The organism is Roseateles sp., from assembly GCF_019237615.1.
Taxonomy (GTDB): Bacteria; Pseudomonadota; Gammaproteobacteria; order Burkholderiales; family Burkholderiaceae_C; genus Pelomonas.
The window spans coordinates 176274-198798 of sequence record NZ_JAFAGT010000085.1; the positions used below are offsets into that span (position 1 = coordinate 176274).

Consider the following 22525-nt stretch of genomic DNA (forward strand, 5'->3'; position numbering starts at 1 on the left):
GGCAACTATATACGATTCATATACGAATCGTATATCAACATGCCCGGCAAACCACCGCCGCTTCGTAGATGCTGAGGAACTCCGCCGGCATGCGCCGCGGCCTGCCGCCGCTGATGTCGATGCAGATCAAGGCCCAGCGCCCGCGCATCAGCGTGACGCCATCCCCGGTGCGGCGCAACTGGAAGCGCCGCTCCATCGTCAGCCTGCCGTCGCTGGCCGTCAGCCAGGTGCCCAGTTGCAGCGCATCGCCCTCGAAGGACGGCAGCAGATAGTCGTAATGCCCCTCGCGGATCGCCATCGCGCGGTCCATACGGCGATAGTCCGCCAGGCTCAGGCCCAGCGCCTCGGAATGCGCCCAGCCGGCCTGCTCGCACCACTGCACGTAGACGGCATTGTTGGTGTGGCCCAGGCCGTCGATGTCGCCCGGCCGGGGCGACAGCGCCAGCAGGAAGGGCGACGCATGGTCCCAGCCTTCGGTCATCACAGCCAGCCCTCCTGTTCGGCCTTCACGCCGCGTTCGTTCAGCGCATCGCGCAAGGCCGCCAGTTCGGGCGGCAACACCTGCCCGGCAAGTCGGTCCAGCAGCGCGCGGTCGTAGCGGCCCAAGGCCGGCAGGCCGACACGCGATAGCCGCCCGGGCTCCATCCCGACCGCGGCCCAGGCCAGGCCGGCATCCACCCAGGGCTGAGCGGCGGCCAGCGCGATCTCTATGCCGGCAGGGTCGGCATCGGCACTGACGGCGGCCGGCGCCGGCGCGACCGCCAGCAGCCGGGCCATGGCCTGCGCCCAGGCCCGCGTCGGGCGGCCGGCGATCCACACCAGCGCATCGCCGGGTGCACGACGAGTCGCCTGCTTCTCGAAGCTGGCGCGGTTCTCGATCAACCACCAGCGCGCGGGCGGCGTCGCGCCTTGCAAGTTGGCGAGCGCGTCGACCGGCAGCGTGATGAAGGCCGCCGCCCCCAGGTCCAGCCGTTGCCCGCCCGGCCATTGCAGGCCCAGGTCGCCCGCCAGCGTCAACGTCGGGGCGAAGGCCGCAATGCCGAGTGCCGGAAGGTCGAAATGCCGCTCCAGCCACTGCCACTCGCCATCGGCAATCGCCTTGGTGTGGCCCAGGCGCAGCGCGAAGTCGCGACGCAACCCCTGCTCGCCGGCACTCGTCCATGCAAGCAAGGCGTCCAGCAGCGCCGCCCGCGCCTCGGCCGCTGCCGTGGCCATGCGCGACTCGGCCAGCGCCTGCGCCGCCTCGCCCACCAGTGCGCTCGCCATCAACGCTTCCAGCCGCGCGGCCAGGGCCTCGCGGCGGGCCTCACGCTGGCTGCGCGTCGCCAGGCCCAGCGCGGCCTGCAGCGCTTCCAGCTCGACCCATTGCAGGGCCGTGCGCTGCCAGCGTCCGCGCGCGAAGCGCTCGGTCACGGTACACAGGCCGGCCGTCAGCGCCCTGTCGGCCAGGCGCTCTGCCAGTTCGATGCGGACCGGGCCGGCCGCTTCGAGCAAGGCCTGCCAGCGGCGACTTTCGGTGCTGCCGCGCAGCCAGTCGGCCAGCAGCTCGCGCTCGTCCACGTCCAACGCGGGCAACGCGGCAGGCCAGACCGCCGCGGACGCCCCGCGTTGGCGGCGGTCGCGGCCGGAGCTCAGCTCACGCGTACTCACTGACCTCCGGCCTGCGCGCCAGCACCGCGATCGGCGGCGCCCAGCGCTCGCCGCGCGGCTTCTTGCTCGTCACCAGCGTGATCTCGCTGGGCTCGAAGACCTCGACGTTGTGCGTGATGGGCGTCGTCAGCAGGTACTGGGCCCGCGTCGAGCGCAGAAAGTGGCCCACCAGCTGGATGTTGCGCACGTCCAGGTGGGCAAAAGGCTCGTCGATGAAGACGAAGCCGCCGGGCGTCTCGTCGTCCTTCATCAGGCCCACGAGCAGGATCAGGCTCTTCAGCACCTGCTGGCCACCCGAAGCCTCGCCGTCGTTCAGGCCCACCTCGCCCTTGCCGTCGAAGTTGAACTTCACGTGCAGGCCGGCCTGGGCCAGCACGGTGTCGTCGTTGTCCAGATGGGGCAGTTGCGCCTCGGCGACGACGCCGGCCAGTTCACCCAGCTCGGCAACGTTCTTCTTGTAGCGCCGCACCGTGGCCTTGAGCACGTCGATGTAGCGCTCTCGGGCATTGCTTGCGGCCGTGGCAGCCAGCGCGTTGCTGGCCTTGCGGTCGGACAGCTGGTGAGCCTGTTCGCGCACCTGCAGGTCCATGCGGGTGTGGCGGTCGACGACGCTGGCGTCGGTCTCCCAAACCCCGCTGGCCAGCTCCTGGTCGACGTGATGCGAGCGAATCTCGGCCTGGCGGGCGTTCTCGAACTCGTTGCACAGCGCCGCGAGGGCGATGGCCGTGATCCAGCGCGGCGGGAACTTGGCGCCGGCCTCGCGCGACGCAGCGGCGGCCTGACTCAGCGCGATGCGGCGGGCCGCATGGTCGCGTGCGGTCTGGGCCTGGCGGGCCTCGCCGTCGGCCAGCTCCTGCTGGGCGCGGTTGTAGCCGTCCTCGCTGCGCGCCGATGCCTTGACGAGGCGGTCATGCTCGGCCTCCAGCCCCTGCATGCGCGTCGACGCCTCGGCCCGGGCCTGCTTCAGCGCCGGCAGGCGGGCACGCGCCTCGGCAAACTCGTCGGCGCGCTCGGACAGCTCCTGGGCGGCCTTGTGGCCCTGGGCGGCACGCTGGGCGTCCTTCAGCTGCCGGTCCACCTCGCCCTGGGCCTTGACGACACGGGTCAGCTCGGCGTCCAGCCGCAGCAGCTCCCCCTCCAGCGACTGGCGCCGTGCGGCCACCGCGTTGGCGCCGAACTGGTGGTCGGCGGGCGAGATGAAGACGCTCCGCCCGCCGCGACCGTCGCGGTAGTAGGCGTCGGCGGTGATCCATTCGCCGCCCACGCCCGAGCCCTCCTCGGTGCTGGCCACGCAGCGTATGCCGTCGAGCTGGCGCGCCAGCCAGGTCGGCAGCGGAGCGCTGACCTTCAGCGCGGCCAGCAGCGAACCGGGCCGGGCCTGGGTGACCGGCGCGGCATCGGAGACGACGTAATGGCGGTACTTCTGCTTGGACGCGATGGCGAATGCTCGCGCCTCGTCGCTGCGCTGCTTCAGCACCACGACCCAGCGCGAGCCGCGCAGCACGCCCTCGGCGGCTGCGCGCCACTGCTCATCGGCGATGTCTATGCTGTCGGCCACGACATGGTGCGCGATGCCGGCCTCGTCCAGCGCGCGGCGCAGCGGCGCCACCTCGGGCGGAGGCGGCGGCAGGCGCTTGTCCTTCAGCTCGGCGATCAGGCCCTGCACATGCTTGAGCTTGTCGTCGGCGCGGGTGTACTCGCCACGCAGCCTGTCCTTGTCAGCCGCCAGCGCCTGGGTGCGCGCAGCCAGCGCGGCGGCATCGGCCTCCACGTCGGCCAGCGCCTTCAGCTCGTCCTCGCGCTTGACCGCCAGCTCTACCGGCTTCTCGGCCTCGCGGGCTGCGTCGAAGGCGCTGCGGGCGTCGCGGCGCTGCGTGTCCAGCTCGATGAGGCGAGCCTTGGTGGCCTCATGCTCGGCGAACAGCTCGTGCAGCCTGGCGCGCTTGCCGGACAGCGCGCGCGCGTCGGCGCTGGCGAACAGGCGGGCGCGGTGCAGTTCGCGGCCGTCGCGCGCCAGCTTCTCGCGCGACTCGCTCCACTGCATGACCGGCAGCACCTCGGTGGCCAGGCGCTCGCGCTCCGCGATCCTGAGCTGCCACTGGCGGTGACTGGTCACGCGGTTGGCCAGCTCGCTGAGCTGCGCCTGGGTGCGGGCCAGCTCACCCTCGGCCGCCTCCACCTCCTTGGCCAGTTGCTGCTGGTGCGAACGCGCCTGCTCGTAGCGATCCAGCACCTCCTGGTCGCCGAACACCTCGAAGACGAGGCGCAGCAGCTCGCGCGGGTTGAGGTCGCAGAGCTTGTCGGTCTGCCCCTGCTCCAGTGCCAACACCTTGCCGATGGCCCGCGTCAGGCCCGCGGCCTCAAGCCGGCGGCGCCAGGCCTCGATGCCCAGCCACTCGCGCTCGCTCTTCTCGGCCAGCTGCTCGATTTCGTGCACACCGTCCAGCATCAGGTAGCGACGCGTCCAGTCTCCGCCCTGGCGCTCGATGCGGCAGGCCAGCGTCACCTGGTCGGCGTAGAGCAGCGAGGACGCGAACGGCCGGCTGCTGTTCTGCCGGCCGCGCGGACGGTTGTCCACCAGCGCGCGCAGCCAGGCCGTCTCGGCGTTGGCGTGGCGGGCATAGGTGCGGAATGTGCGACCGCCCGAGCACTCCAGGCCCAGCAGCGTCCGCAGCGCGTCCAGGAGCGTCGTCTTGCCCGAGCCGTTGGGACCGGCAATGGTGATGATGGCACCGTCCAGCGGCAGGCTCACGCGCTGGCAGTAGTCCCAGTGCAGCAGTTCAAGGGTTTGCAGGTGGAACATCAGTCTTCGCTCGGCTCTTCTGGTTCCTGGCGGGCGGCCTGGATTTCGGCCAGGGCGGGCGCAGCCAGCGGGTCGGTGGCGCGGGCCAGCACATCGGCCAGCGCGCCGTCGAGGATGCGCGGCGCGAGCTGGTCGTAGTCCAGCAGCAGGTCCAGCAGCGGTCCCTCGACGATGTCCTCGCCGCGACGCTGGATGAAGCCGTGACGCTCCAGCAGCTTGAGGTTGGCGTCGATGCGCAGCTTCTTGCCGAGCTGGTCACCGAAGTCGGCCAGCAGGCTTCGGTAGCTCAGGGAGGGCGACACGCTGGCTGCGGCCGGTACCGGCTTGTCCTTGGCGAACATCTCGCCCTGGTCGTCGCCCGCCGCGTCGCTGCGGTTGATCTGGCGCTGGCGCTTGGGCAGCACGATGAGGCTCCACAGCACCACCAGCAGCGACACGCCGTCGCGCGGCAGCTCCAGGTTGTTGTTGGCGTTCAGCCCCACTTCGCCGAAGACGGCGCTCTCGGCCGGGCGCAGCAGCGCGACGCTGACCTGGTCCGCATAGACGTTGTCGACCACCCGCAGGCCCACGCCCGAGAGGCGCCGGCCCAGTTCTTCCCACAGCTCGGCGTCGATCAGCGCCCGTTTCATCAGCGGGTGGCTGCGCGGCAGCCAGCGCCGCGCCAGCAGTTGGGCCGCGAGGCTCGCGGCATCGTCCAGCGTGGAGTTCATTCGGTGTCGGTCTCGGAAAGGGTGTGCAGTTCGCCGCGGCTCATCCACGCGACGAATTCGTCATCGATGGCGCCCTGCTCGGCGCTCCAGCGCACCCGCCAGGGCTGGCGCGCCATGTCGCCGGTGGCGCCTTTCAGGTGGCGGGCCTGGGCGTCGCCCAGCAGCGGCAGCAGCTGCGCGCGGTAGGCGGCTGACGCGTAGCTGCCGCCCAGCACGGCCGGGCCGACGGGCTGCGTGCCCTGACCCTCGGCCGTCCAGCCGTTCAGCAGCGCCTGCAGCGCGTCCAGCTCGGGCGGCAGGCTCAGCACCTCCAGCCGGCCATCGGGCGCGGAGCGGGCCTGCGGCAGGCCGGCGGCCTCGGGCTTGGCCGGACGGTCACGCTCGAACTCGGCCTCGGCGCCATCCACCAGTTCCTGGGCCGCCACCATGACGGGCTGCACGCCGGTGGACAAGGCCTCGCCCAGCAGCGCGTGCAGCTCCGGGACCCGCTGCAGCCATTGCCGCACGTCGGTCGTCGTCACGCCCGTGGAGCCCAGTGTGACGCGCTGGCGGTCGGCCTGCTGCAAGGCGCGGTTGAACTGGCTGGCCATGACCAGCAGCCCCGCCTGGGCATGGCCCAGCTCTCGCGCCAGCCGCTCCAGCCGGCCATCGCCCTGGGCCTGCTCAATGATGGCCTTGAGCGCCTCGCCGGCCCGGTCCACCAGCGCCAGCGCGCGCTCGAAGCGGGTGCGCGCGCGGCGCAGCTGAAACTCGCTGCCGCTGGCCATCGCGTCGGCGAACTCCTCGCGCAACCGCTGCAACTGGGCCTGCAGATGGCGCAGCTGCTGGGGCTGCAGCAGGCCCAATTGGTGGGCGCCGGCCACGCCGGCCAACAGCGCCCCGAGGTCGGCGTCCTCGCCGGCGTCCTCGGCAGTGAGCGGCTGCAGCATGCCGGCCAGCTGCTGGGCCAGCGACGTGATCGCATAAGTCTGCGTGGAGGCGTCCCAGCTCAGCAGCTCAGCCTCGCGCAGGCGCTTCAGCACCGTCTCCAGCGCGTCTTCGCGCAGCTGGTGGAAGGCCTGGTTCAAGGCCTCGCGCGTCAGCCGCGCGGCCGGCAGCGCCATCAGCTCCAGGAAAACCCAGACGCGCAGCCTGACCCAGCCGGCCTCGCCGCCGAACAGCGCACGCTGGGCGGCGATCAGCGCCTCCTGGCGCTCCAGCTGCCACCACAGCAGCGAATCGGCCGGCGCGGCGCCGTCGCGGAAGAACTCGTCAGCCGGGCGCGGCTCGTCGGGGGCGTTGGGGCGGTGCTCGGACATGGGGCGCGGATTATCGACGCCCTTCCCCACTCGATAGCTAGGGATGTCGGAGACCTTGACAATCGCCCACCGAACGCGCCGTTACATGGCCTACCCCCATGGGACCGCGGCGGTGCTGGCATCGAATGTGCATGGCCCATTGCCTCAATCGGAGGAACCCGAGATGCCCCATCGCACATTGCTCGCCGCCGCCGCGCTCGCGATCGCAGCCATCGTCCCCCATCAGGCCAGGGCCGGCATCGTCATCAACTACGCCAGCGGCTTCAGCGGCGCCTGCGGCAGCGGCCTGACCTGCGTGGGCAACGCGGCGGTGAACGGCAGCGCGCTGCGCCTGACGCCGGCCGCCCAGAGCCAGGCCGGCGCTGGCTACAGCACCACGGCCATCACGCTGGGCGCCGGCGCCACCTTCAGCACGAGCTTCCAGTTCCAGCTGACCCAGCCCGGCGGCATCGCCCCCGCCGACGGCCTGACCTTCGTGCTGGCCCAGGGCACATCGGGCCTGGGGAGCGCCGGAGGCGGCATGGGTTACCAAGGCGTGGGCAACAGCGTCGCCATCGAGTTCGACACCTACTGGAACAGCTTCGACCCCAACAGCAACCATGTCGGCGTGGACACCAATGGCTCGTTGAGCAGCCTGATCACCGTCAACCCCTACGGCGTCGCCTTCTGCGACTTCACTGCCAACAGCTACGCCGGCGACGGCTGCATGAGCAACGGCAAGGTCTGGTCGGCCTTCATCACCTACGACGGCAGCACCCAGAAGCTCAGCGTCAGCGTGCAGCAGCAGGGCATGGCGCTGATCCAGCTGATCAACGACTACAGCATAGACATTGCCGGCATCCTGGGCGCCACCGACGCCTATGTCGGCTTCACGGCCGCGACGGGCGCCGGCGTGGAGAATCACGACATCCTGAGCTGGCAACTGGCCAACGACACCTCCATCGTCGCCCCCGAAAACGAGCTGCCCGAGCCGGCCAGCCTGGCCCTGCTGGGCCTGGCCGGCGTCGCGTCGCTGCGGGCAGGCCGCCGCCGCGCCTGACGTTCGGTTTTTGCGAATGCCGACGTCAAGCCGGCTGAAACCAGGCCCGCGCAAGCGGGCCTAATCTTGTGGGCATGCAAATCCCTCGCCTGCCCACCTTCTTCGTCTCCCACGGCGGCGGCCCCTGGCCGTTCATGGAGGGCGACTACCGCCGCGCCCACGCCAAGCTGGAAGCCTCGCTGCAGGCCTTGCCGGCCTCGCTGCCAGCGAGGCCCCAGGCCATCCTGATGATCTCGGCGCACTGGGAGGAGTCCGCCTTCACGGTGATGAACTCGCCCGCGCCGAGCATGCTGTACGACTACGGCGGCTTCCCGGCCCACACCTACGAGGTGGTCTATCCCGCGCCGGGCGACCCGGTGCTGGCCGAGCGCGTCGTCGCCCTGATCCAGGCCGCAGGGCTGCCCGCCGCGCGGGACGCCAAGCGCGGCTACGACCATGGCGCGTTCTGCACCCTGGTCCCCATGTACCCGGGCGCCGACGTGCCGGTGGTTCAGCTGTCGCTCAAGCGCGGCCTTGACCCGGCCGACCACCTGGCGCTGGGCCGTGCGCTCAGCCCCCTGCGCGACGAGGGCGTGCTCATACTCGGCAGCGGCTTCAGCTTCCACAACCTGCGCCTGTACGGCCCGGCCGGCCGCGAGCCGTCCGCCGCCTTCGACGCCTGGCTGCAGGGCGTCCTGCCCGCACCGGAGGGCCGCGCCGAACGCTTGCTGGCCTGGGCCCAGGCGCCCGCCGCCCGACTGGCCCACCCGCGCGAGGAACACCTGCTGCCACTGATGGTGGCCGCCGGCGCCGCCGAGGGTGAGGCCGCGACCTGCAGCTATCACGAGACCGATTTCCTCGGCGGCGTGACGGCGTCCAGCTTCAGGTTCGGCTGACCCGGGCTCAGACCTGGTGGGGCGCCACGATGCGGCGCTCGCCAATCAGGAAGGCGTCGGCCACCAGTTGGAACGGGCGCCAGTCGACCTGGGAGCGGCCGGCCGCGCAGAGCTCGGCGAAGCGGGCGTAGAGCCGCGGGTACTCACCCGCCAGCGCCGCATCGGTCGCCATGGGCTGGCCGTCGATCTCCAGCACGCCGCCGCCCTGGGACAGGCGCAGGCGGCCGGCCGTCGTGACCAGCTCGATGTCCCAGGTCTGCTCGCCCTTCTGGCGGAAGTCGAACGCCGCCTCCACGCTGACGCCAGCCGGCGTGCGCAAGTCCAGCCGGGCGGCGATGGGCGCCTGCTGGTTCTCGGGAAACTCCAGCACGGCCTTGTGGACGAAGGCTTCTTCCGCCAGGACCTCGGTCAGCACCGACAGGGCGTTGATGCCCGGGTCGAACACGCCCAGGCCACCGGCCTCCCAGATCCACTGCTGCCCCGGGTGCCAGTGGTGCACGTCTTCCTTCCAGCTGATGCTGCCGCCGCTGAGCGTGCGGCCGCACAGCCAGTCGCGCGCCGCGTCCACGCCCGCGGCGAAACGCGAGTGCCAGGTCTGGAACAGCGTGCGGCCCTGTCGGGCCGCCTCGGCCTGCAGCAGCGCGATCTGCCGCGTCGTCGCCGCGGGCGGCTTCTCCAGCATGACATGCTTTCCGGCCCGCAGGGCCGCGACGGCGGCATCGAAGTGCGCCTGCGGCGGCGTGCAGATGGAGATGGCGTCCAGCTCCGGCAACTCGGCAAGCATGGCCTCGACGCTCGTGAAGCCGGCCACGCCGGCCACACGCGCATTGCGGCTTGCCGTTGCCACCAGCTCGAAGCGCGGATCGGCGGCCAGCGCCGGAATGTGCTGATCACGGGCGATCTTGCCGATGCCCACCAAGCCCAACTTCAATGCCATGCTGTTCCCGGACAATGCTGCCGTCGCCGCGCCACGCACGACGACGTCCTGGTGAGCGCCGGGCCGATTGCCCGGCGGCGCCGTCATCTTAGGGTCCGGTGACGCGGACATCGCTGCCCCAGCCCCCTCATGGCCTCAACGATCGCCACCTTGATTCAAATCCTCGCCGCCAGCCACCGCGACGGCCGCCGGCTGCGGGCCGCCGACTGCGGCGACGTCGTGCGCAATGAGGCCGACGCCTATGCCGTGCAGGAGGGCGTGGCTCAGGCACTGGGCTGGCGCCTGGACCGCTGGAAGTCGGGCGGCGCCAGCCCGAAGGGGCCGTTCAGCCATTCGCCGGTGAACCCGGTGGCCGGCAAGGCGCTGCTGGGCGTTGAGGCCGAGGTGGCACTGCGCATAGCCCGTGACGTGCGCGCCGGGGACGCGCTGGACGGCGTCGTCGACGCGATGTGCATCGCCGTCGAGCTGGTCGCCTCGCGCTGGGAGGAGGGCCTTGCCGCGCCGGAGCTGCTGCGCATGGCCGACTTCCAGAGCAACGCCGGCCTGCTGCTGGGGGCATGGCAGCCGTTCCGGGCGCTGGACTGGGCGCAGCTCGAATGGTGTCTCGCGCTGCCCGGTCAGCCCGACATCGTGCGCCGCGGCGGCCATTCGCTGGCCGACCCGGCCGGCGTGCTGCACGCCTGGCTGCGCCACGCCACCCGGCAAGGCGCCACCGTGAAGGCCGGCACCGTCGTCACGACAGGCGCCTGGGGCGGCCTGCACCCTTGCGCGGGCGAGGTCCGCGGCACGCTGGCCATCGAGGGGCTGGGCGAGTTCAGCTTTTCAGCAGCGGCGTGAACGCCGCGACAAAGACGGTGACGTTGACCGCCACGGTTGCCCAGTAGAGCCGCCGGAACGCCGGCTTCACGCTCTTGTGGCGCAGCAGCCGCTGGGCCAGCAACGCTCCCGGCCAGCCGCAGGCCAGCGACAGCCCGTGCAGCGTCACCTCAGGAACGCGCCAGTCGCCGCGCATGGCGGCGCGCTTGTCCAGTGCATAGGTGATGAAGGTGGCCAGGCTCATCGCCGAGTAGATGCCCCACAGCCAGTTGGGCAGGCCCCAGAGCAGATGGACGGCCAGCACCAACCCGGCGAAGGCAGGGATCAGGAGCAGCACGCGGCCACCGTCGGGCCGCGCGATTGCCGGCGGTGTGGCCCGTGGCGCGAGGCTCTGCACGCCTTGCGCGCGGCGCTTGCCCTGCGAGTCTTGGCCTTCGCGGTAACTCAACCGCTCGCCGACGAAGGGCCGGTGCGGCCGCAGCCCGAACGCCTTCGCGTGGACGAAGATCCTGGCACCGCCGCCGTCGGGCGTGATGAAGCCATAGCCCTTGACCTCGTCCCATTGCGTCAGCGTGCCCCTCACCCCGGTGCTCCCAGATGGGCTTTCAGCGCCGCGATCGCATGGCGCACCTTGGCGGGCTGGGCGTCGCGTTGCGGCGTCATGGCCCAGATGGGCAGGTCGGGCAGCACCAGCGTGGTGGCCAGGCGCAGCAGCCGGCCGGCGGCCACGGCTTCGGCCACGTCCTCGTCGCCCAGCGCCGCCAGGCCCAGGCCGGCCTCGCAGAGCTGCTGCAAGGTCAGCTGGTTGTTGCTGGTGTGGCGCGGCTTCACGCTCAGCTCACTGCCGGGAAGGCGGCGCGCATGGTCCGTGCCGTCCTGCAGCATCAGCCAGTCGCCCTCGCGCAGGGCGTCGGTGGTAGCGGGCACGCCGCGCTGTGCGAGGTAGGCCGGCGCCGCGTAGAGGCTGGTGTGCACGGCGCCGATGCGCTGGGCCACCCACTGGCTGTCGGGCAGCCGGCCGAAACGGATGGCGAGGTCGATGCGGTGCGCCACCAGGTCGGTGAAACCGTCCTCCACCTGCAGGTGCAGCCGCAGCCCCGGGTGAGCCGCCAGCAACGGCGCCAGCGCCGGGCCGATGTGCCGGCCGAAGCCCATCGTCATCGCGATGCGCAGCTCGCCCTCGGGCGCATCGCGCAGCTGCAGCAACTGGGCCTGCGCGGCCTCGGCCGCGGCCACCATGGCCGCGCAGCCGGCGTGAAAGCGTTCGCCGGCCGGCGTCAGGCTGAGCTTGCGCGTCGAGCGATGCAGCAGCGTGACGCCCATGTCCTTCTCCAGCGCCCTCACCTGCTGGCTAACGGCCGAGGTGCTGGTGCGCAGTTGCCGGGCAGCGGCGGCGAAGCTGCCATGCCGCACCACGGCGGCCAGAACGGCCATGCGTTTGAGCTGGTCGAGCATGAAGTTTTTCTAAACAGTCTGCGCGGCGTATGCCGGCTTATCGCGGCATTGTGAAGTCGAAACAATGTCCTCATCACAAACCCGTTGGAGCATTCCATGAACATCGCCCTGATCGGCGCCACCGGCTTCGTCGGCGCCGCCCTGCTGGAAGAACTGCTGAGCCGCGGCCACCAGGTGCGCGCGCTGCAGCGTGACACGGCCAAGCTCGCCGCCCGCCCCGGCCTGGAAGTGCACGCGGTGGACGTGCTCAGCGGTGGTGACCTGGCTGCGGAACTGCACGGCATGGACGCCGTCGTCAGCGCCTTCAACGCCGGCTGGGGCAATCCCAATCTCTACGACGACTTTCTGCGCGGCAGCGATGCCATCGCCAACGCGGCACGCCAGGCCGGCACCCGGCTGATCGCGGTGGGCGGCGCCGGCAGCCTGTTCATCGCGCCGGGCCAGCAGTTGGTGGACTCGCCGGCCTTCCCGGCCGAGTGGAAGTCGGGCGCCCTGGCAGCCCGGGAGATGCTGACCCGCCTGCGCGCCGACCGGACCACGCTGGACTGGACCCTGGTGTCGCCCGCCATGCACCTGGAGCCAGGCCCGCGCACGGGTCAGTTCCGCATCGGCGGCGAGGCGCCGGTGTTTGACGCCCAGGGCGAGAGCCGCATCAGCGTGGCCGACCTGGCCGCCGCCATCGTCGACGAGCTGGAGGCGCCGCAGCACCGTCGCGCCCGCTTCACCGCGGGCTACTGATCGCGCACCAGAAAGCGGGCCTCGGCGCCAAAGCTTGCGAGCTTGGCGCTCAGGCCCGCCGGTAGCCCGGCCGGCTCGGCAAAGCCCTGGCGCTGCCAGTAGGGCACCGAGCCCTGCACGGCCACCAGGCCCAGGCGTGCCAGGCCCAGCGCCCGCGCACGCTCGGACAGGCGCGCCAGCAGCCGCGCCGCCAACCCCAGCGAGCGCGCCTGCGGCGCCACGGCCATGTCGTGCAGGTAGAGCAGCGTCGGCGATGCCGGCCGCTCGCAGTGCGGCGCGTCCAGCGCCGGCAGGGTCGCCTCGCAGACCGGCAGGCTGACGGCATAGGCCAGCGGCCCGCTGGCGTCGCAGGCCATCCAGCAGCATTCCAGCCCCTCGGTGGCGACCAGCTTGGCCGCGAACGCTTCGCGACGCTCCAAAAAGTCGACGCCGTAGCAGCGCTGTTGCAGCGCCAGTACGGCGTCGAGATCGGCTGGAGTCATCGCGTGGAGTTCCACGCGATCCATGCTCAATTAACGGCCGAAGCCGCCCTTGCGCGGGCCACCCGGGCCGCGGCGCTCGCCGCCGAACGAAGGACGGTCACCGCCAAAGCTGGGCTTGCCGCCGCCGTGGAAAGGGCGGTCGCCGCGCGGCTGGAAACCCCGGTCGTCACGGGGTGCGAAGCCGCGATCGTCGCGCGGCTGGAATCCGCGCTCCTCGCGGGGCGCAAAACCGCGGCTGTCCGGGCGCGGCTGGAAACCGCGGCCTTCGCCACGCGGCGCGAAGCCACGGTCGTCGCGGTTCTGGAAGCCGCGCGGCTCGCCGCCCTGGTTGTCGAGGGGGCGGTTGTCGCCGAAGCGGCGCTCTTCCCAACGGCCGCCGCCAGGGTGGGCGCCATGGCCGAAGGGCTTGCCGCCGCCATGGTGCGGGCGGCCGCCGTGGCCGTTGTCATCGCGGCGGAAGCTCTTGTTGCCAAAGCCCGGACGGCCGCCGAAGCGGTCGCCGCGGTCGAAGCCCTGGCCGGCGGGGCGCGGCGGGAAGATGCGCGGCTCCTGCGTCTTGGGCTCCAGGCCGGCGATCTGGCTCACCGGAATCGTCTGCGTCGTGAACTGCTGGATGCGGCGGATCATGCTGACGTCGTCGCGCAGGCCCAGCGTGATCGCCAGGCCCGAGCGGCCGGCGCGGCCCGTGCGGCCGATGCGGTGCACATAGTCCTCGGCTTTCATCGGCAGGCCGTAGTTGATGACGTGGCTGATGGTGGGCACGTCGATGCCGCGGGCGGCCACGTCGGTAGCCACCAGCACGCGCAGGTCGCCGCGACGCAGGCCCATCAGCACGCGATTGCGCTTGCCCTGCGGCATGGCGCCGTGCAGCGGGGCGCAGGCGTGGCCGATCTCGGCCAGGCGCTCGGCCAGCCAGTCGGCGTCGCGTTGCGTGCTGGTGAAGACGACGGCCTGCTCCAGCTCCGGCGTGGCCAAGATGGCTTCCAGCAGTTGGTCCTTGTGATGCGGGTTGTCGGCCCAGTGCAGGCGCTGCTCGATGTTCTCGTGCGTGTCGGTGTGCGACGCGACCTCGATGCGCTGCGGGTCCTTCAGCAACTGCTGCGCCAGGCGGCCGACGTGGCCGGCGAAGGTGGCGCTGAACATCACGGTCTGCTTGGTGTCCGGCGTGTGGCTGGTCACGACGTTGATGTCGTCGATGAAGCCCATGTCCAGCATGCGGTCGGCCTCGTCCAGCACCAGCATCTCGACATTGCTCAGCACGCACTTGCCGCTGGCCAGGTGGTCCAGGAGGCGGCCGGGCGTGGCGATCAGGATGTCCAGCGGGCCGGTCAGCTGGCGGATCTGCAGCGGGTAGGGCATGCCGCCCAGCACCGTCGCGACCTTCAGGCCGGGGATGTGACGGCCGTAGGTCTGAGCGGCCTTGCTGACCTGCATGGCCAGTTCACGCGTGGGTGCCAGCACCAGCGCGCGCGGGCCGTAGATGACGCCCTTCTCGCGGCGCTTGGTGTTGTCGCCGCGGGCGGCGAGGATCTTCTCCAGCGCGGGCAGGATGAAGGCGGCCGTCTTGCCGGAGCCGGTGCGCGACGAGACCATCAGGTCCTTGTTCGCTATTGCCGCCGGGATGGCCTGCGCCTGCACGTCGGTGGCGTTCTCGTAGCCGGCGTCCTTGACGGCTTGCAGCACGGTGGGGCTCAGGCCCAGGGTCTCGAAACTCATCGTTCGTTCTTTCGTTCAGGGTCACGCCGCGCAGGCAAACGCGCAGCGCCGAGGGGCATGGTCAAGCCCTTCGGATTCATCAAGTCGCTGGGAGATCGATAGCTCGCGTCGTGCGGCTCGGGCCAGTACTTCAGCCCGGGTGCGGCGCGGGGAACAGTCAGTCAAAGCGACGGCTTCATCGCCGCCGACCGATCCGTGTTCGGAGTTCGATACGAATGATCGAACGAGGTCAGAGGAGACGTGGAACTCCTGGAGCGGACTCCAGGCGAAGTAGCGACTTTAGCACGGGTCAGGGTTTTTACCAAACACCAAGGAACCGCGAGGTCTCTCAGGCCAGGTGCGCCGGCAACCAGCCGCGCAGGCTGTTGAAGAAGGCCAGGCCATCGGCCCGTGCCAGGTCGTCGCGCGTCAGTCGCGCTTCGCGGATTCGCCCCTGGGCCAGCAACTCGGCGCGCAGCACGCCAGGCAGCAGGCCGGCGTCCAGTGGCGGCGTCAACCACTCGCCGGCCAGCCGCACGGCGAGGTTGCCGAAGCTGCATTCGGTCAGCTCGCCGGCCTCGTTCCAGAGGATGACGTCAAAGGCGTCGGCTTGCTTGGCGAAGCCGGCATAGGCCTCGCGCCGCGTCGTTTTGTGGGCCAGGAACTCGGCCCCCGGGCCGCACGTGGCGATGGGGCGGTCCGCCAGCGCAAGCCGCACGGGCTGGGGCATGGGGGCGAAAGCGGCCAGCGTGTGGGCAAAGCGGCCTTCGGCATCGCTGGTCAGGCGCAGCCGCCAGCTGCCTTCGGGATGGGCTTGCGCAACCGCCTTCAGGTAGCTGCGCGCCTCGACCGCAGAAAAACGCAGCCCGAAATGCCGCGCCGTGCGCTGCATGCGGGCCAGGTGGGCCTCGCCGCGCAAGGCTACGCCGGCCTCCAGCCGCAGCGTCTCCAACGCCTCGACGGGTGCCTCGGCACGCGCCAGGAAGCGCGACTTGGCGCGCCACTCGGCGATCTCGGCGGCGGGCTCGCTGTCCAGCGTGATGGCGCTGCCCAGGCCGCAGGCGAGCTCGTCGCGGTGGAACTCGACGGTGCGTATGGGCACGTTGAAGGTCGCGACGCCGCCAGGCTGGATCAGCCCCAGCGCACCGCAATACCAGCCGCGCGCCGCGGGCTCCAGCTCGCGGATGACCTGCATAGCGCGGATCTTGGGCGCACCGGTGACCGAGCCGCAAGGAAACAGCGCCGCGAACGCGTCGGCCAGCGTCAGCCCCGCGCGGCTGACGGCGGTGACCGTGGACGTCATCTGCCAGACCGTTGGCAACGCATGCAGCTCGAACAACCGCGGCACCCGCACCGTGCCGAGCTGGGCCACGCGGCCCAGGTCGTTGCGCAGCAGGTCGACGATCATCAGGTTCTCGGCGCGCTCCTTCTCGCTGGTGCGCAGGTGCTGCTGGGCGGCCTCGTCGTCGCCGCGGTCGCGGCCACGCGGCGCGGTGCCCTTCATGGGCTGGGCGGCCAGCAGCCAGCTCGACTTGGCGCCCGGCACGGGGCGCCAGTCGAAGAACAGTTCCGGCGACACGCTGGCCGCGCCAGCCTCGCGCAGGAACAGGCTGAAGCCACCGGGCTGGCTGGCGTGCAATGCCAGGAACAGCTGCTCGGGGTCCAGCCCGCCGGCCGCCGCGCGCAGCCGCGTCGTCAGGTTGACCTGATAGCAATCACCGGCGCGGATGTAGTCGCGGATGCGCTCGATGGCCGCCGTTGCGTCGGGCGCGTCATCACGCCAGCCGAGGAAGCCGCTGTAGGCAGTCGGCGAACCGGGCCAGGGCTCGGGCGGCTGGTCGTAGATGGCGAACTCGACCAGCGGCGCCGTGGCCGCATGCGCCTTCAGCGCCGCATCGAAGGCCGGCGCCGCCTCGTAGCGCAGGCCACCCAACACCCAGGCGCCCGCGCGCGCCGCGGCCTCGGCCTCGGCAATGACGGCGCGGACGTCTTCCAGCCGCGTCGCGCGCAACCAGCGCGCGGGCGGGACCGGCCAGCAGCCACGCAGCCGCTCGCCGTCCTCGCGGGACAGCGGATGACGGGGGAAGTCGAAGGCGGCGTGCAGCAGATCAGGCCAGGTTCAGGAAGTGGGTGCGGTAGTGCACCAGCTCGTCGATGGACTCGTGGATGTCCGCCAGCGCGGTGTGTGCCTGGGCTTTCTTGAAGCCTTCCAGCGCGGCCGGCTTCCAGCGCTTGGCCAGTTCCTTGAGCGTGGACACGTCAAGGTTGCGGTAGTGGAAGAAGTCCTCCAGCTCCGGCATGTAGTTGGCGAGGAAACGGCGGTCCTGGCAGATGCTGTTGCCGCACATGGGGCTCTTGCCCTTGGGCACGTACTGCTTGAGGAAGGCGATGGTCTGGGCGGCGGCATCGGCCTCGGAGACGGCGGAGGCCTTCACGCGGTCGATGAGGCCGCTCCTGCCATGCGTACCCTTGTTCCAGGCGTCCATCGCGTCCAGCGTCGCGTCGCTCTGGTGGATGGCGAAGACGGGGCCTTCGACGCGCTTCTCCAGCAGGGGGTCGGTGACGACGACCGCGATCTCGATGATGCGGTCCTTGTCGGGGTAGAGCCCCGTCATTTCGAGGTCGATCCAGATCAGATTGCTGTCGCTGATGGCGAGGGTGTCGGTCATGGTGAGGCTCATTCTGAAGAGGGCGAATTCTCGCAGCCTAAAATTTGCCCATGTCCCCCCTGCCGTTGTCCCTCGCGTTCGCCGTCGCGCTCGCGGCCTCGCTGCTCGTCAAGTTCTGGCTGTCCTCGCGCCAGGTGCGCCATGTCGCCGCCCACCGCGGCCAGGTACCGGCCGCCTTTGCCGGCAGCGTGACGCTGGCGGCCCACCAGAAGGCCGCCGACTACACCATCGCGCGCAGCCGCTTCGGCCTGCTGGCGCTGGCCTTCAACTCCGCGGTGCTGCTGGGCTGGACGCTGCTGGGCGGGCTGAACCTGCTGAACGGCTGGGTGCTGGACGCCAGCCTCGCGTTGCCCGGGGGTTGGCAGGCCATGGGCTACCAGCTGGGCCTGGTCGCCGCGTTCATGCTGATCGGCGCGCTGCTGGAGCTGCCCTGGGAGCTGTGGTCCACGTTCCGCATCGAGCAGGCCTTCGGCTTCAACCGCACGACGCTGCGGCTCTTCATCGCCGACATGTTCAAGGGCCTGCTCGTCAGCGCACTGCTGGGTCTGCCCATCCTGGCGCTGATCCTGTGGCTGATGGGCGCCGCCGGCCCGCGCTGGTGGCTGTGGGCCTGGGCCGCGTGGATGGGCTTCAACCTGCTCGTCATGGTCGTCTACCCGAGCGTCATCGCGCCCCTGTTCAACAAGTTCGAGCCGCTGACCGACGCGGCGCTGAAGGAGCGCGTGGAGGCGCTGATGACGCGCTGCGGCTTCGCGGCGAAGGGGTTGTTCGTCATGGACGGCAGCCGGCGTTCGGCCCATGGCAATGCCTATTTCAGCGGCTTCGGCCCGGCCAAGCGCGTCGTCTTCTTCGACACGCTGCTGGTCAAGCTCAACGGCGCCGAGGTGGAGGCCGTGCTCGCGCATGAGCTGGGCCATTTCAAGCACCACCACATCACCAAGCGCATCGCGCTGATGTTCGCGATGAGCCTGGCCGGTTTCGCGCTGCTCGGCTGGCTGATGCAGCTGCCAGCCTTCTACCTGGGCCTGGGCGTGGTGCCCAATCTCGACGCCCCCAACGACGCCCTCGCGCTGATGCTGTTCCTGCTCGCCGGCCCGGTGTTCGGCTTCTTCGTCACGCCGCTGGCCAGCCATTTCTCGCGCCGCGACGAGTTCCAGGCCGACGCCTATGCCCGCGCGCAGGCCAGCGGCGCCGACCTGTCCTCGGCGCTGCTGAAGCTGCACGAGGACAACGCCGGCACGCTGACGCCCGACCCGGTGTACGCCCGCTTCTACTACTCCCACCCGCCTGCAGCTGAACGCCTTGCAGCCCTCGCCTCATGAACGACTTGCTGCTCGCCCAGTGCAACCCCAAGGCCCCGCTGATGGACGCCGACACGCGTGTCCGCGTGCTGGCCGCCCTGCCCGGCTGGCTGCCGGACGCCGACAACAAGGTCATAGGCCGCCGTTTCGGCTTCGACAACTTCTACCAGACCATGGCCTTCGTCGATGCGGTCGCCGAGATCGCGCATGCGCAGGACCACCACCCCGAGATGCTGGTGGGCTACAACGCCTGCACCGTCAGCTGGACCACACATTCGCGCGGCGGGCTGACGCTGAACGACGCGATCTGCGCGGCCCAGGTGAGCGCGCTGCCCGAAGCCTCTGGCTCATGACGGCCGAGCGCAGGACCGCTCCCGGGCCGGCCAGCATCCCGTCGGGGGATCGTTCGATGCACTCGTCGAACGAGGCGCTCCGGTGAGCAAGTTCCAGGCGCTGGACCTGGGACTGGTCGTGCGCGGCCATGGCCGCCACTACATCGTCGAGGACGCGGACGGCCGGCGCTTCGTCTGCCACCCGCGCGGAAAGAAGAGCGACGCCGTCGTCGGTGACCAGGTCCGCTTCGCCGAGGCCAGTGCGGACGAAGGCGTCATCGAGGCCGTGGAGCCACGGCGCAACCTGCTGTTCCGCCAGGACGAGTGGAAGACCAAGAGCTTCGCCGCCAACCTGGACCAGCTGCTGGTGCTGGTCGCCGTCGAGCCGGTGTTCAGCGAATCGCAGCTCGCGCGCGCGCTGATCGCGGCCGAATCCGCCGGCATACGCGCGGCCATCGCGCTGAACAAGACCGACCTGCCCGGTAGCGACGCGGCCCGCGCACGCCTGGCGCCCTACCGCGCGATGGGGCTGACGATGTTCGACGTGGCACTCAAGGCCGACCGCGAGGCCGCGCGAGCGACGCTGCTACCCTGGCTGGACGGCCAGCGCACGTTCGTTCTCGGCCCCAGCGGCACCGGCAAGAGCACGCTGATCAACCTGCTCGTCAAGGACGCCCAGGCTCAGGTCGGCGAGATCTCGCACGCCCTGAACTCCGGCCGCCACACGACCACGACGACGCAGTGGTACTGGACCGACGACACGCGAGCGACGGCGCTGATCGACTCGCCCGGCTTCCAGGAGTTCGGCCTGCGCCAGATCGAGGCCGCCCAGCTGTGGCGCTACATGCCCGATCTGCGCGACCACGCCGACTGCCGCTTCCACAACTGCTCTCACATCCACGAGCCGGGCTGCGGCGTGCGCGCCGCGCTGGACGCAGGCCTGATCAGCCCCAGCCGCTACCGCATCTACGGCGAAATCCTCGAAGAACTCCAACGCAAGACCTGGTGATGCGCCGCTTTCTGCAACTCTGCGCGCTGGCCCTGCTGGCCGGCTGCGCGACCACCGTCACGCCGCCGCCCTCGGCCGAGGGCTGGCAGGCGCTGAAGCTGCCCGGCAAGCCGCTCACCCGCTACAGCTGGACCGAGAAGGCGGGTCGCCCCGCGCTGGAGGCACTGTCCGAGCGCTCCGCCAGCCTCTGGCGCAAGCGGCTGGACCCGGCCGTGACGAGCGTCGGCGAGGTCAGCTTTTCCTGGTGGGTGCAGGACCTCATCCCCGGCGCCAGCGTCGCGGACGCCCAACGCGAGGACGCCGTCGCGCGCGTCATCTTCGGTTTCGGCGGCGACATCGACACGCTGCCGCTGCGCACCCGCATGAAGTTCGAGCTCGCCCAGACGCTGACGGGCGAGATGCCGCCCTATGCCACGCTGATGTATGTCTGGGACAGCAAGCTGCCGGTCGGCACTGTCGTCGTCAACCCGCGCAGCGACCGCATCCGCAAGATCGTCGTCGACTCCGGCCCGACCGAGCTGCGCCGCTGGCGCGACCACCGCCGCGACCTCGCGGCCGACTTCCGCCTGGCCTTCGGCGAGGCACCGGGCCCGCTGATCTCGATGGCCGTCATGACCGACAGCGACAACACCCGCGCATCGGCCCACACCTGGTACGGGCCGGTCGAGCTGCACTAGCGCTGCTCAGGCGGCTGCAGCGGCAGCGGGGTGCCCCTCACCTCGCGCGCCTGGACGTCAACCACGTCACCGGCCGGCGTCCGGCGCGCGGCCCAGGGGTTCTTGTTGACGCGGAACTGCAGATTGGGCTTGCGGCCCGTCAGCAGGCTGAACAGCAGGAAGCCGACGAAGACCACGACGGCGAACAGGAAGAGGCCGAGACCGACGAGGGCGCCGACGGCGAGGAGCAACAGACGGATCAGGAAGCGAACCAGGTTCATGCCCCGATTCTGACCCCCTCAGCCACGGCCGACGAAAGGCATGTCGCGCGCCATCACGGTCAGGGTCTGCACGTTGGCCGACAGCGGCAGCGAGGCCATGTAGACGACGGCGCGAGCCACGTCCGCCACGTCCATGCGCGGTTCCACGGCAAGCTGGCCGTTGGCCTGGGGCACGCCTTGCGCCATCCGTTCGGTCATGTCGGTCGCGGCATTGCCGATGTCGATCTGGCCGGCCGCAATGTCGAAGGCGCGGCCGTCCAGGCTCAGCGACTTGGTCAGGCCCGTGATGGCGTGCTTGGTGGCCGTGTAGGGGGCCGAGAACGGCCGCGGCGCATGGGCCGAGATGGAGCCGTTGTTGATGATGCGGCCGCCGCGCGGCGACTGCGCCTTCATCAGCGCAAAGGCCGCGCGGGCGCACAGGAAGCTGCCGGTGAGGTTGGTGTCCACCACTGCGCGCCACTGCGCCACCGTCAACTCGTCGATGGGCAGGGGCGGCGCGCCGATGCCGGCGTTGTTGAACAGCAGGTCCAGCCGGCCGAAGCGCTGCCGCAGCGCCGCGAACGCGGCGTCGACCTGGGCCTCGTCGGCCACATCGGCCGGCAGCGCCAGCGCATCGGCCAGCGTCTCGTGCAGCGCGGCCTCGCGGCGGCCCATCAAGGCCAGCGTCCAACCCTCGGCGGCCAGTGCGCGGGCAACGGCCCGGCCAATGCCCGAGCCGGCGCCGGTGACGAGAGCGACCCGCATCAGCGACCGATGGGCGCGACCAGCGTGCGCTGCACCCAGCCGCTGAAGTTGGCCGCATCGACTTTGACGAAGCCGTCCTTGACCTCGCCGGTGGCGACGAGCTCGTCGCTGCGGTTCAGCGTCGCGACGACCTTGCTGTCGCGCGAGGGGCCGGCATAGGCCTTCACGTTGGAGATCTTGGCCGCCAGCATCTGACCGGCCGGGATGGGCGCGGCGGCCTGCGTCGAGCCGGCCGCATTGGCGTCGCCGGCCGCGCTGGAGGCGCGGATCAGGCTGTCCTGGTCGCGGATGGCAAGGACGATCTTGTTGTAGTTGTCGAGGAAGCTGGCGGCGATGAGCTTGCCTTCGGGCGTGCTGGTGTAGCCGCCCATGCCACCGACGGCGCCGCCGCCAAAGCCCCAGCCGCCGATGGAGAAGTCGGTCTTGCTGGCCTTGCCCTCGGCGCCAGCCACCTGGATGCTGGAGCGCACGTCGGCCAGCAGCAGGCTGGTGGAGGCCTCCTTGAACTTCAGCCCGCCGGCGAGGGCGCCGATGACGCCCAGCTTGCCGCCCAGGAAGCCCCCCAGGCCACCGGTGTTGCTGGCACCGATCTGCACATTGGGCGTCATGACGAAGTCGGCCGCCTGCATCTGCCCCTTGCCGACGTTGGACTCCTGGCGCATCTCGCCGGCCGCCGCCAGCGAGCGTTCCTGCTGGATGTTCTGCATGGCCTGGCCGCGCTCGACGACATCGAAGCAGCCCGACTGCTGGATCATCATGCGCAGCAGCGCGGCGGGTGAGCCCAGGCCGTACTGGGACAGGTAGTTCCAGCCGGTCTGCGGCTCGGCCACAGCCAGTACGCCGAGCTTCTTGGCGCATTTCTCGACGGTCGAGCCGGCGTCGTCGGCACGGGCGGGCAGCGATGCCGTCAGGCCGGCCACCAGCATGGCGCACAAGGTCTTGTTCATTGCAGCGGTCCTCCAGAAAACCAGGAATTGTGCCCAGCGTCCGCGGCGCCGGGCATCCTAAGCCCACACGAGCGGGGTCGCCGAAAAA

The 22525-nt window shown here is 70.8% G+C and carries 23 protein-coding genes; 8 read left to right on the forward strand and 15 right to left on the reverse strand.

Annotation, left to right across the window (positions count from 1 at the left end):
- Positions 1–34: 34 nt before the first annotated feature.
- The 5 genes from JOY88_RS17515 to JOY88_RS17535 are packed head-to-tail and all read right to left on the reverse strand — an operon-like array spanning position 35 to position 6461.
- Complete coding sequence (locus JOY88_RS17515) at positions 35–481, reverse strand: acyl-CoA thioesterase (RefSeq protein WP_293503910.1); 447 nt, start codon at positions 479–481, stop codon at positions 35–37.
- On the reverse strand, positions 481–1650 hold the full coding sequence (locus JOY88_RS17520) for a hypothetical protein (RefSeq protein ID WP_293503911.1): 1170 nt from the start codon (positions 1648–1650) through the stop codon (positions 481–483). The genes JOY88_RS17515 and JOY88_RS17520 overlap by 1 nt, the downstream gene beginning before the upstream one ends.
- Entirely contained in the window at positions 1637–4453 is a 2817-nt protein-coding gene (locus tag JOY88_RS17525) for an ATP-binding protein (protein WP_293503912.1), read from the reverse strand. The genes JOY88_RS17520 and JOY88_RS17525 overlap by 14 nt, the downstream gene beginning before the upstream one ends.
- The gene (locus JOY88_RS17530; protein ID WP_293503913.1) at positions 4453–5163 is read right to left on the reverse strand and encodes a hypothetical protein; all 711 of its coding nucleotides are present in this window, start codon (positions 5161–5163) and stop codon (positions 4453–4455) included. Before JOY88_RS17530 ends, JOY88_RS17525 begins: the two co-directional genes overlap by 1 nt.
- Entirely contained in the window at positions 5160–6461 is a 1302-nt protein-coding gene (locus tag JOY88_RS17535; RefSeq protein ID WP_293503914.1) for a hypothetical protein, read from the reverse strand. Before JOY88_RS17535 ends, JOY88_RS17530 begins: the two co-directional genes overlap by 4 nt.
- A 163-nt stretch (positions 6462–6624) precedes the next feature.
- On the opposite strand from JOY88_RS17535, the gene JOY88_RS17540 reads away from it, so the two are divergent.
- On the forward strand, positions 6625–7500 hold the full coding sequence (locus tag JOY88_RS17540; RefSeq protein WP_293503915.1) for a lectin-like domain-containing protein: 876 nt from the start codon (positions 6625–6627) through the stop codon (positions 7498–7500).
- A gap of 74 nt (positions 7501–7574) precedes the next feature.
- Positions 7575–8375, forward strand: a complete 801-nt coding sequence (locus tag JOY88_RS17545; RefSeq protein WP_293503916.1) for a DODA-type extradiol aromatic ring-opening family dioxygenase — start codon at positions 7575–7577, stop codon at positions 8373–8375.
- 7 nt (positions 8376–8382) lie between these two features.
- Here the strand turns inward: JOY88_RS17545 and JOY88_RS17550 are convergent, their stop codons facing one another.
- A complete protein-coding gene (locus tag JOY88_RS17550) occupies positions 8383–9312 on the reverse strand; it encodes a Gfo/Idh/MocA family protein (protein ID WP_293503917.1) in 930 nt (309 codons plus the stop codon).
- A 129-nt stretch (positions 9313–9441) separates the two neighbouring features.
- Between JOY88_RS17550 and JOY88_RS17555 the strand changes: the two genes are divergently transcribed.
- Positions 9442–10149, forward strand: a complete 708-nt coding sequence (locus JOY88_RS17555; RefSeq protein WP_293503918.1) for a 2-keto-4-pentenoate hydratase — start codon at positions 9442–9444, stop codon at positions 10147–10149.
- Here JOY88_RS17555 and JOY88_RS17560 read toward each other — a convergent pair.
- Complete coding sequence (locus tag JOY88_RS17560; RefSeq protein ID WP_293503919.1) at positions 10127–10711, reverse strand: DUF1294 domain-containing protein; 585 nt, start codon at positions 10709–10711, stop codon at positions 10127–10129. The genes JOY88_RS17555 and JOY88_RS17560 overlap by 23 nt on opposite strands.
- Positions 10708–11583, reverse strand: coding sequence for a LysR family transcriptional regulator (locus JOY88_RS17565; RefSeq protein WP_293503920.1), 876 nt, complete (start codon positions 11581–11583; stop codon positions 10708–10710). Before JOY88_RS17565 ends, JOY88_RS17560 begins: the two co-directional genes overlap by 4 nt.
- A gap of 96 nt (positions 11584–11679) precedes the next feature.
- Between JOY88_RS17565 and JOY88_RS17570 the strand changes: the two genes are divergently transcribed.
- Positions 11680–12321 (forward strand): NAD(P)-dependent oxidoreductase, encoded by a 642-nt coding sequence (locus tag JOY88_RS17570; protein WP_293503921.1) that lies wholly within the window; start codon positions 11680–11682, stop codon positions 12319–12321.
- Here JOY88_RS17570 and JOY88_RS17575 read toward each other — a convergent pair.
- The 4 genes from JOY88_RS17575 to orn form a co-directional block, all read right to left on the reverse strand.
- The gene (locus JOY88_RS17575; RefSeq protein ID WP_293503922.1) at positions 12315–12803 is read right to left on the reverse strand and encodes a GNAT family N-acetyltransferase; all 489 of its coding nucleotides are present in this window, start codon (positions 12801–12803) and stop codon (positions 12315–12317) included. The two genes, JOY88_RS17570 and JOY88_RS17575, sit on opposite strands and share 7 nt — an antisense overlap.
- 30 nt (positions 12804–12833) lie before the next feature.
- Positions 12834–14519 (reverse strand): DEAD/DEAH box helicase, encoded by a 1686-nt coding sequence (locus JOY88_RS17580; RefSeq protein WP_293503923.1) that lies wholly within the window; start codon positions 14517–14519, stop codon positions 12834–12836.
- 328 nt (positions 14520–14847) lie between these two features.
- Complete coding sequence (locus JOY88_RS17585) at positions 14848–16509, reverse strand: chorismate-binding protein (RefSeq protein WP_293503924.1); 1662 nt, start codon at positions 16507–16509, stop codon at positions 14848–14850.
- Positions 16510–16606: 97 nt separating this feature from the next.
- Positions 16607–17167, reverse strand: a complete 561-nt coding sequence (gene orn, locus JOY88_RS17590) for an oligoribonuclease (RefSeq protein WP_293503925.1) — start codon at positions 17165–17167, stop codon at positions 16607–16609.
- Between the two features lie 50 nt (positions 17168–17217).
- Between orn and JOY88_RS17595 the strand changes: the two genes are divergently transcribed.
- From JOY88_RS17595 to JOY88_RS17610, 4 genes are all read left to right on the forward strand, one after another.
- Positions 17218–18489, forward strand: a complete 1272-nt coding sequence (locus JOY88_RS17595; RefSeq protein ID WP_293503926.1) for a M48 family metallopeptidase — start codon at positions 17218–17220, stop codon at positions 18487–18489.
- Entirely contained in the window at positions 18486–18821 is a 336-nt protein-coding gene (locus JOY88_RS17600) for a 4a-hydroxytetrahydrobiopterin dehydratase (protein WP_293503927.1), read from the forward strand. The genes JOY88_RS17595 and JOY88_RS17600 overlap by 4 nt, the downstream gene beginning before the upstream one ends.
- Positions 18822–18903: 82 nt before the next feature.
- The gene (gene rsgA / locus JOY88_RS17605) at positions 18904–19809 is read left to right on the forward strand and encodes a ribosome small subunit-dependent GTPase A (protein WP_293503928.1); all 906 of its coding nucleotides are present in this window, start codon (positions 18904–18906) and stop codon (positions 19807–19809) included.
- Positions 19809–20486: a DUF3047 domain-containing protein gene (locus tag JOY88_RS17610; RefSeq protein ID WP_293503929.1), complete on the forward strand. Its 678-nt coding sequence runs from the start codon at positions 19809–19811 to the stop codon at positions 20484–20486. Before rsgA ends, JOY88_RS17610 begins: the two co-directional genes overlap by 1 nt.
- On the opposite strand, the gene JOY88_RS17615 is transcribed toward JOY88_RS17610, so the two are convergent.
- Genes JOY88_RS17615 through JOY88_RS17625 form a run of 3 tightly spaced genes read right to left on the reverse strand, consistent with a single transcriptional unit; the run spans position 20483 to position 22437 of the window.
- A complete protein-coding gene (locus tag JOY88_RS17615; protein WP_293503930.1) occupies positions 20483–20746 on the reverse strand; it encodes a hypothetical protein in 264 nt (87 codons plus the stop codon). The two genes, JOY88_RS17610 and JOY88_RS17615, sit on opposite strands and share 4 nt — an antisense overlap.
- Before the next feature lie 18 nt (positions 20747–20764).
- A complete protein-coding gene (locus tag JOY88_RS17620) occupies positions 20765–21490 on the reverse strand; it encodes an SDR family oxidoreductase (RefSeq protein WP_293503931.1) in 726 nt (241 codons plus the stop codon).
- A complete protein-coding gene (locus JOY88_RS17625) occupies positions 21490–22437 on the reverse strand; it encodes a CsgG/HfaB family protein (RefSeq protein WP_293503932.1) in 948 nt (315 codons plus the stop codon). The genes JOY88_RS17620 and JOY88_RS17625 overlap by 1 nt, the downstream gene beginning before the upstream one ends.
- Between the last annotated feature and the right edge of the window lie 88 nt (positions 22438–22525).

What these genes read in the sequence shown, in the direction of transcription:
- JOY88_RS17525 (WP_293503912.1), bottom strand. Translation starts at nt 4,453, where the DNA reads ATGTTCCACCTGCAAACCCTTGAACTGCTGCACTGGGACTACTGCCAG.
- orn (WP_293503925.1), bottom strand. Translation starts at nt 17,167, where the DNA reads ATGACCGACACCCTCGCCATCAGCGACAGCAATCTGATCTGGATCGAC.
- JOY88_RS17615 (WP_293503930.1), bottom strand. Translation starts at nt 20,746, where the DNA reads ATGAACCTGGTTCGCTTCCTGATCCGTCTGTTGCTCCTCGCCGTCGGC.
- JOY88_RS17570 (WP_293503921.1), top strand. Translation starts at nt 11,680, where the DNA reads ATGAACATCGCCCTGATCGGCGCCACCGGCTTCGTCGGCGCCGCCCTG.
- JOY88_RS17620 (WP_293503931.1), bottom strand. Translation starts at nt 21,490, where the DNA reads ATGCGGGTCGCTCTCGTCACCGGCGCCGGCTCGGGCATTGGCCGGGCC.
- JOY88_RS17555 (WP_293503918.1), top strand. Translation starts at nt 9,442, where the DNA reads ATGGCCTCAACGATCGCCACCTTGATTCAAATCCTCGCCGCCAGCCAC.
- JOY88_RS17540 (WP_293503915.1), top strand. Translation starts at nt 6,625, where the DNA reads ATGCCCCATCGCACATTGCTCGCCGCCGCCGCGCTCGCGATCGCAGCC.
- JOY88_RS17515 (WP_293503910.1), bottom strand. Translation starts at nt 481, where the DNA reads ATGACCGAAGGCTGGGACCATGCGTCGCCCTTCCTGCTGGCGCTGTCG.
- JOY88_RS17625 (WP_293503932.1), bottom strand. Translation starts at nt 22,437, where the DNA reads ATGAACAAGACCTTGTGCGCCATGCTGGTGGCCGGCCTGACGGCATCG.
- JOY88_RS17595 (WP_293503926.1), top strand. Translation starts at nt 17,218, where the DNA reads ATGTCCCCCCTGCCGTTGTCCCTCGCGTTCGCCGTCGCGCTCGCGGCC.
- JOY88_RS17550 (WP_293503917.1), bottom strand. Translation starts at nt 9,312, where the DNA reads ATGGCATTGAAGTTGGGCTTGGTGGGCATCGGCAAGATCGCCCGTGAT.
- JOY88_RS17545 (WP_293503916.1), top strand. Translation starts at nt 7,575, where the DNA reads ATGCAAATCCCTCGCCTGCCCACCTTCTTCGTCTCCCACGGCGGCGGC.
- JOY88_RS17530 (WP_293503913.1), bottom strand. Translation starts at nt 5,163, where the DNA reads ATGAACTCCACGCTGGACGATGCCGCGAGCCTCGCGGCCCAACTGCTG.
- JOY88_RS17575 (WP_293503922.1), bottom strand. Translation starts at nt 12,803, where the DNA reads ATGACTCCAGCCGATCTCGACGCCGTACTGGCGCTGCAACAGCGCTGC.
- JOY88_RS17565 (WP_293503920.1), bottom strand. Translation starts at nt 11,583, where the DNA reads ATGCTCGACCAGCTCAAACGCATGGCCGTTCTGGCCGCCGTGGTGCGG.
- JOY88_RS17535 (WP_293503914.1), bottom strand. Translation starts at nt 6,461, where the DNA reads ATGTCCGAGCACCGCCCCAACGCCCCCGACGAGCCGCGCCCGGCTGAC.
- JOY88_RS17600 (WP_293503927.1), top strand. Translation starts at nt 18,486, where the DNA reads ATGAACGACTTGCTGCTCGCCCAGTGCAACCCCAAGGCCCCGCTGATG.
- JOY88_RS17580 (WP_293503923.1), bottom strand. Translation starts at nt 14,519, where the DNA reads ATGAGTTTCGAGACCCTGGGCCTGAGCCCCACCGTGCTGCAAGCCGTC.
- JOY88_RS17610 (WP_293503929.1), top strand. Translation starts at nt 19,809, where the DNA reads ATGCGCCGCTTTCTGCAACTCTGCGCGCTGGCCCTGCTGGCCGGCTGC.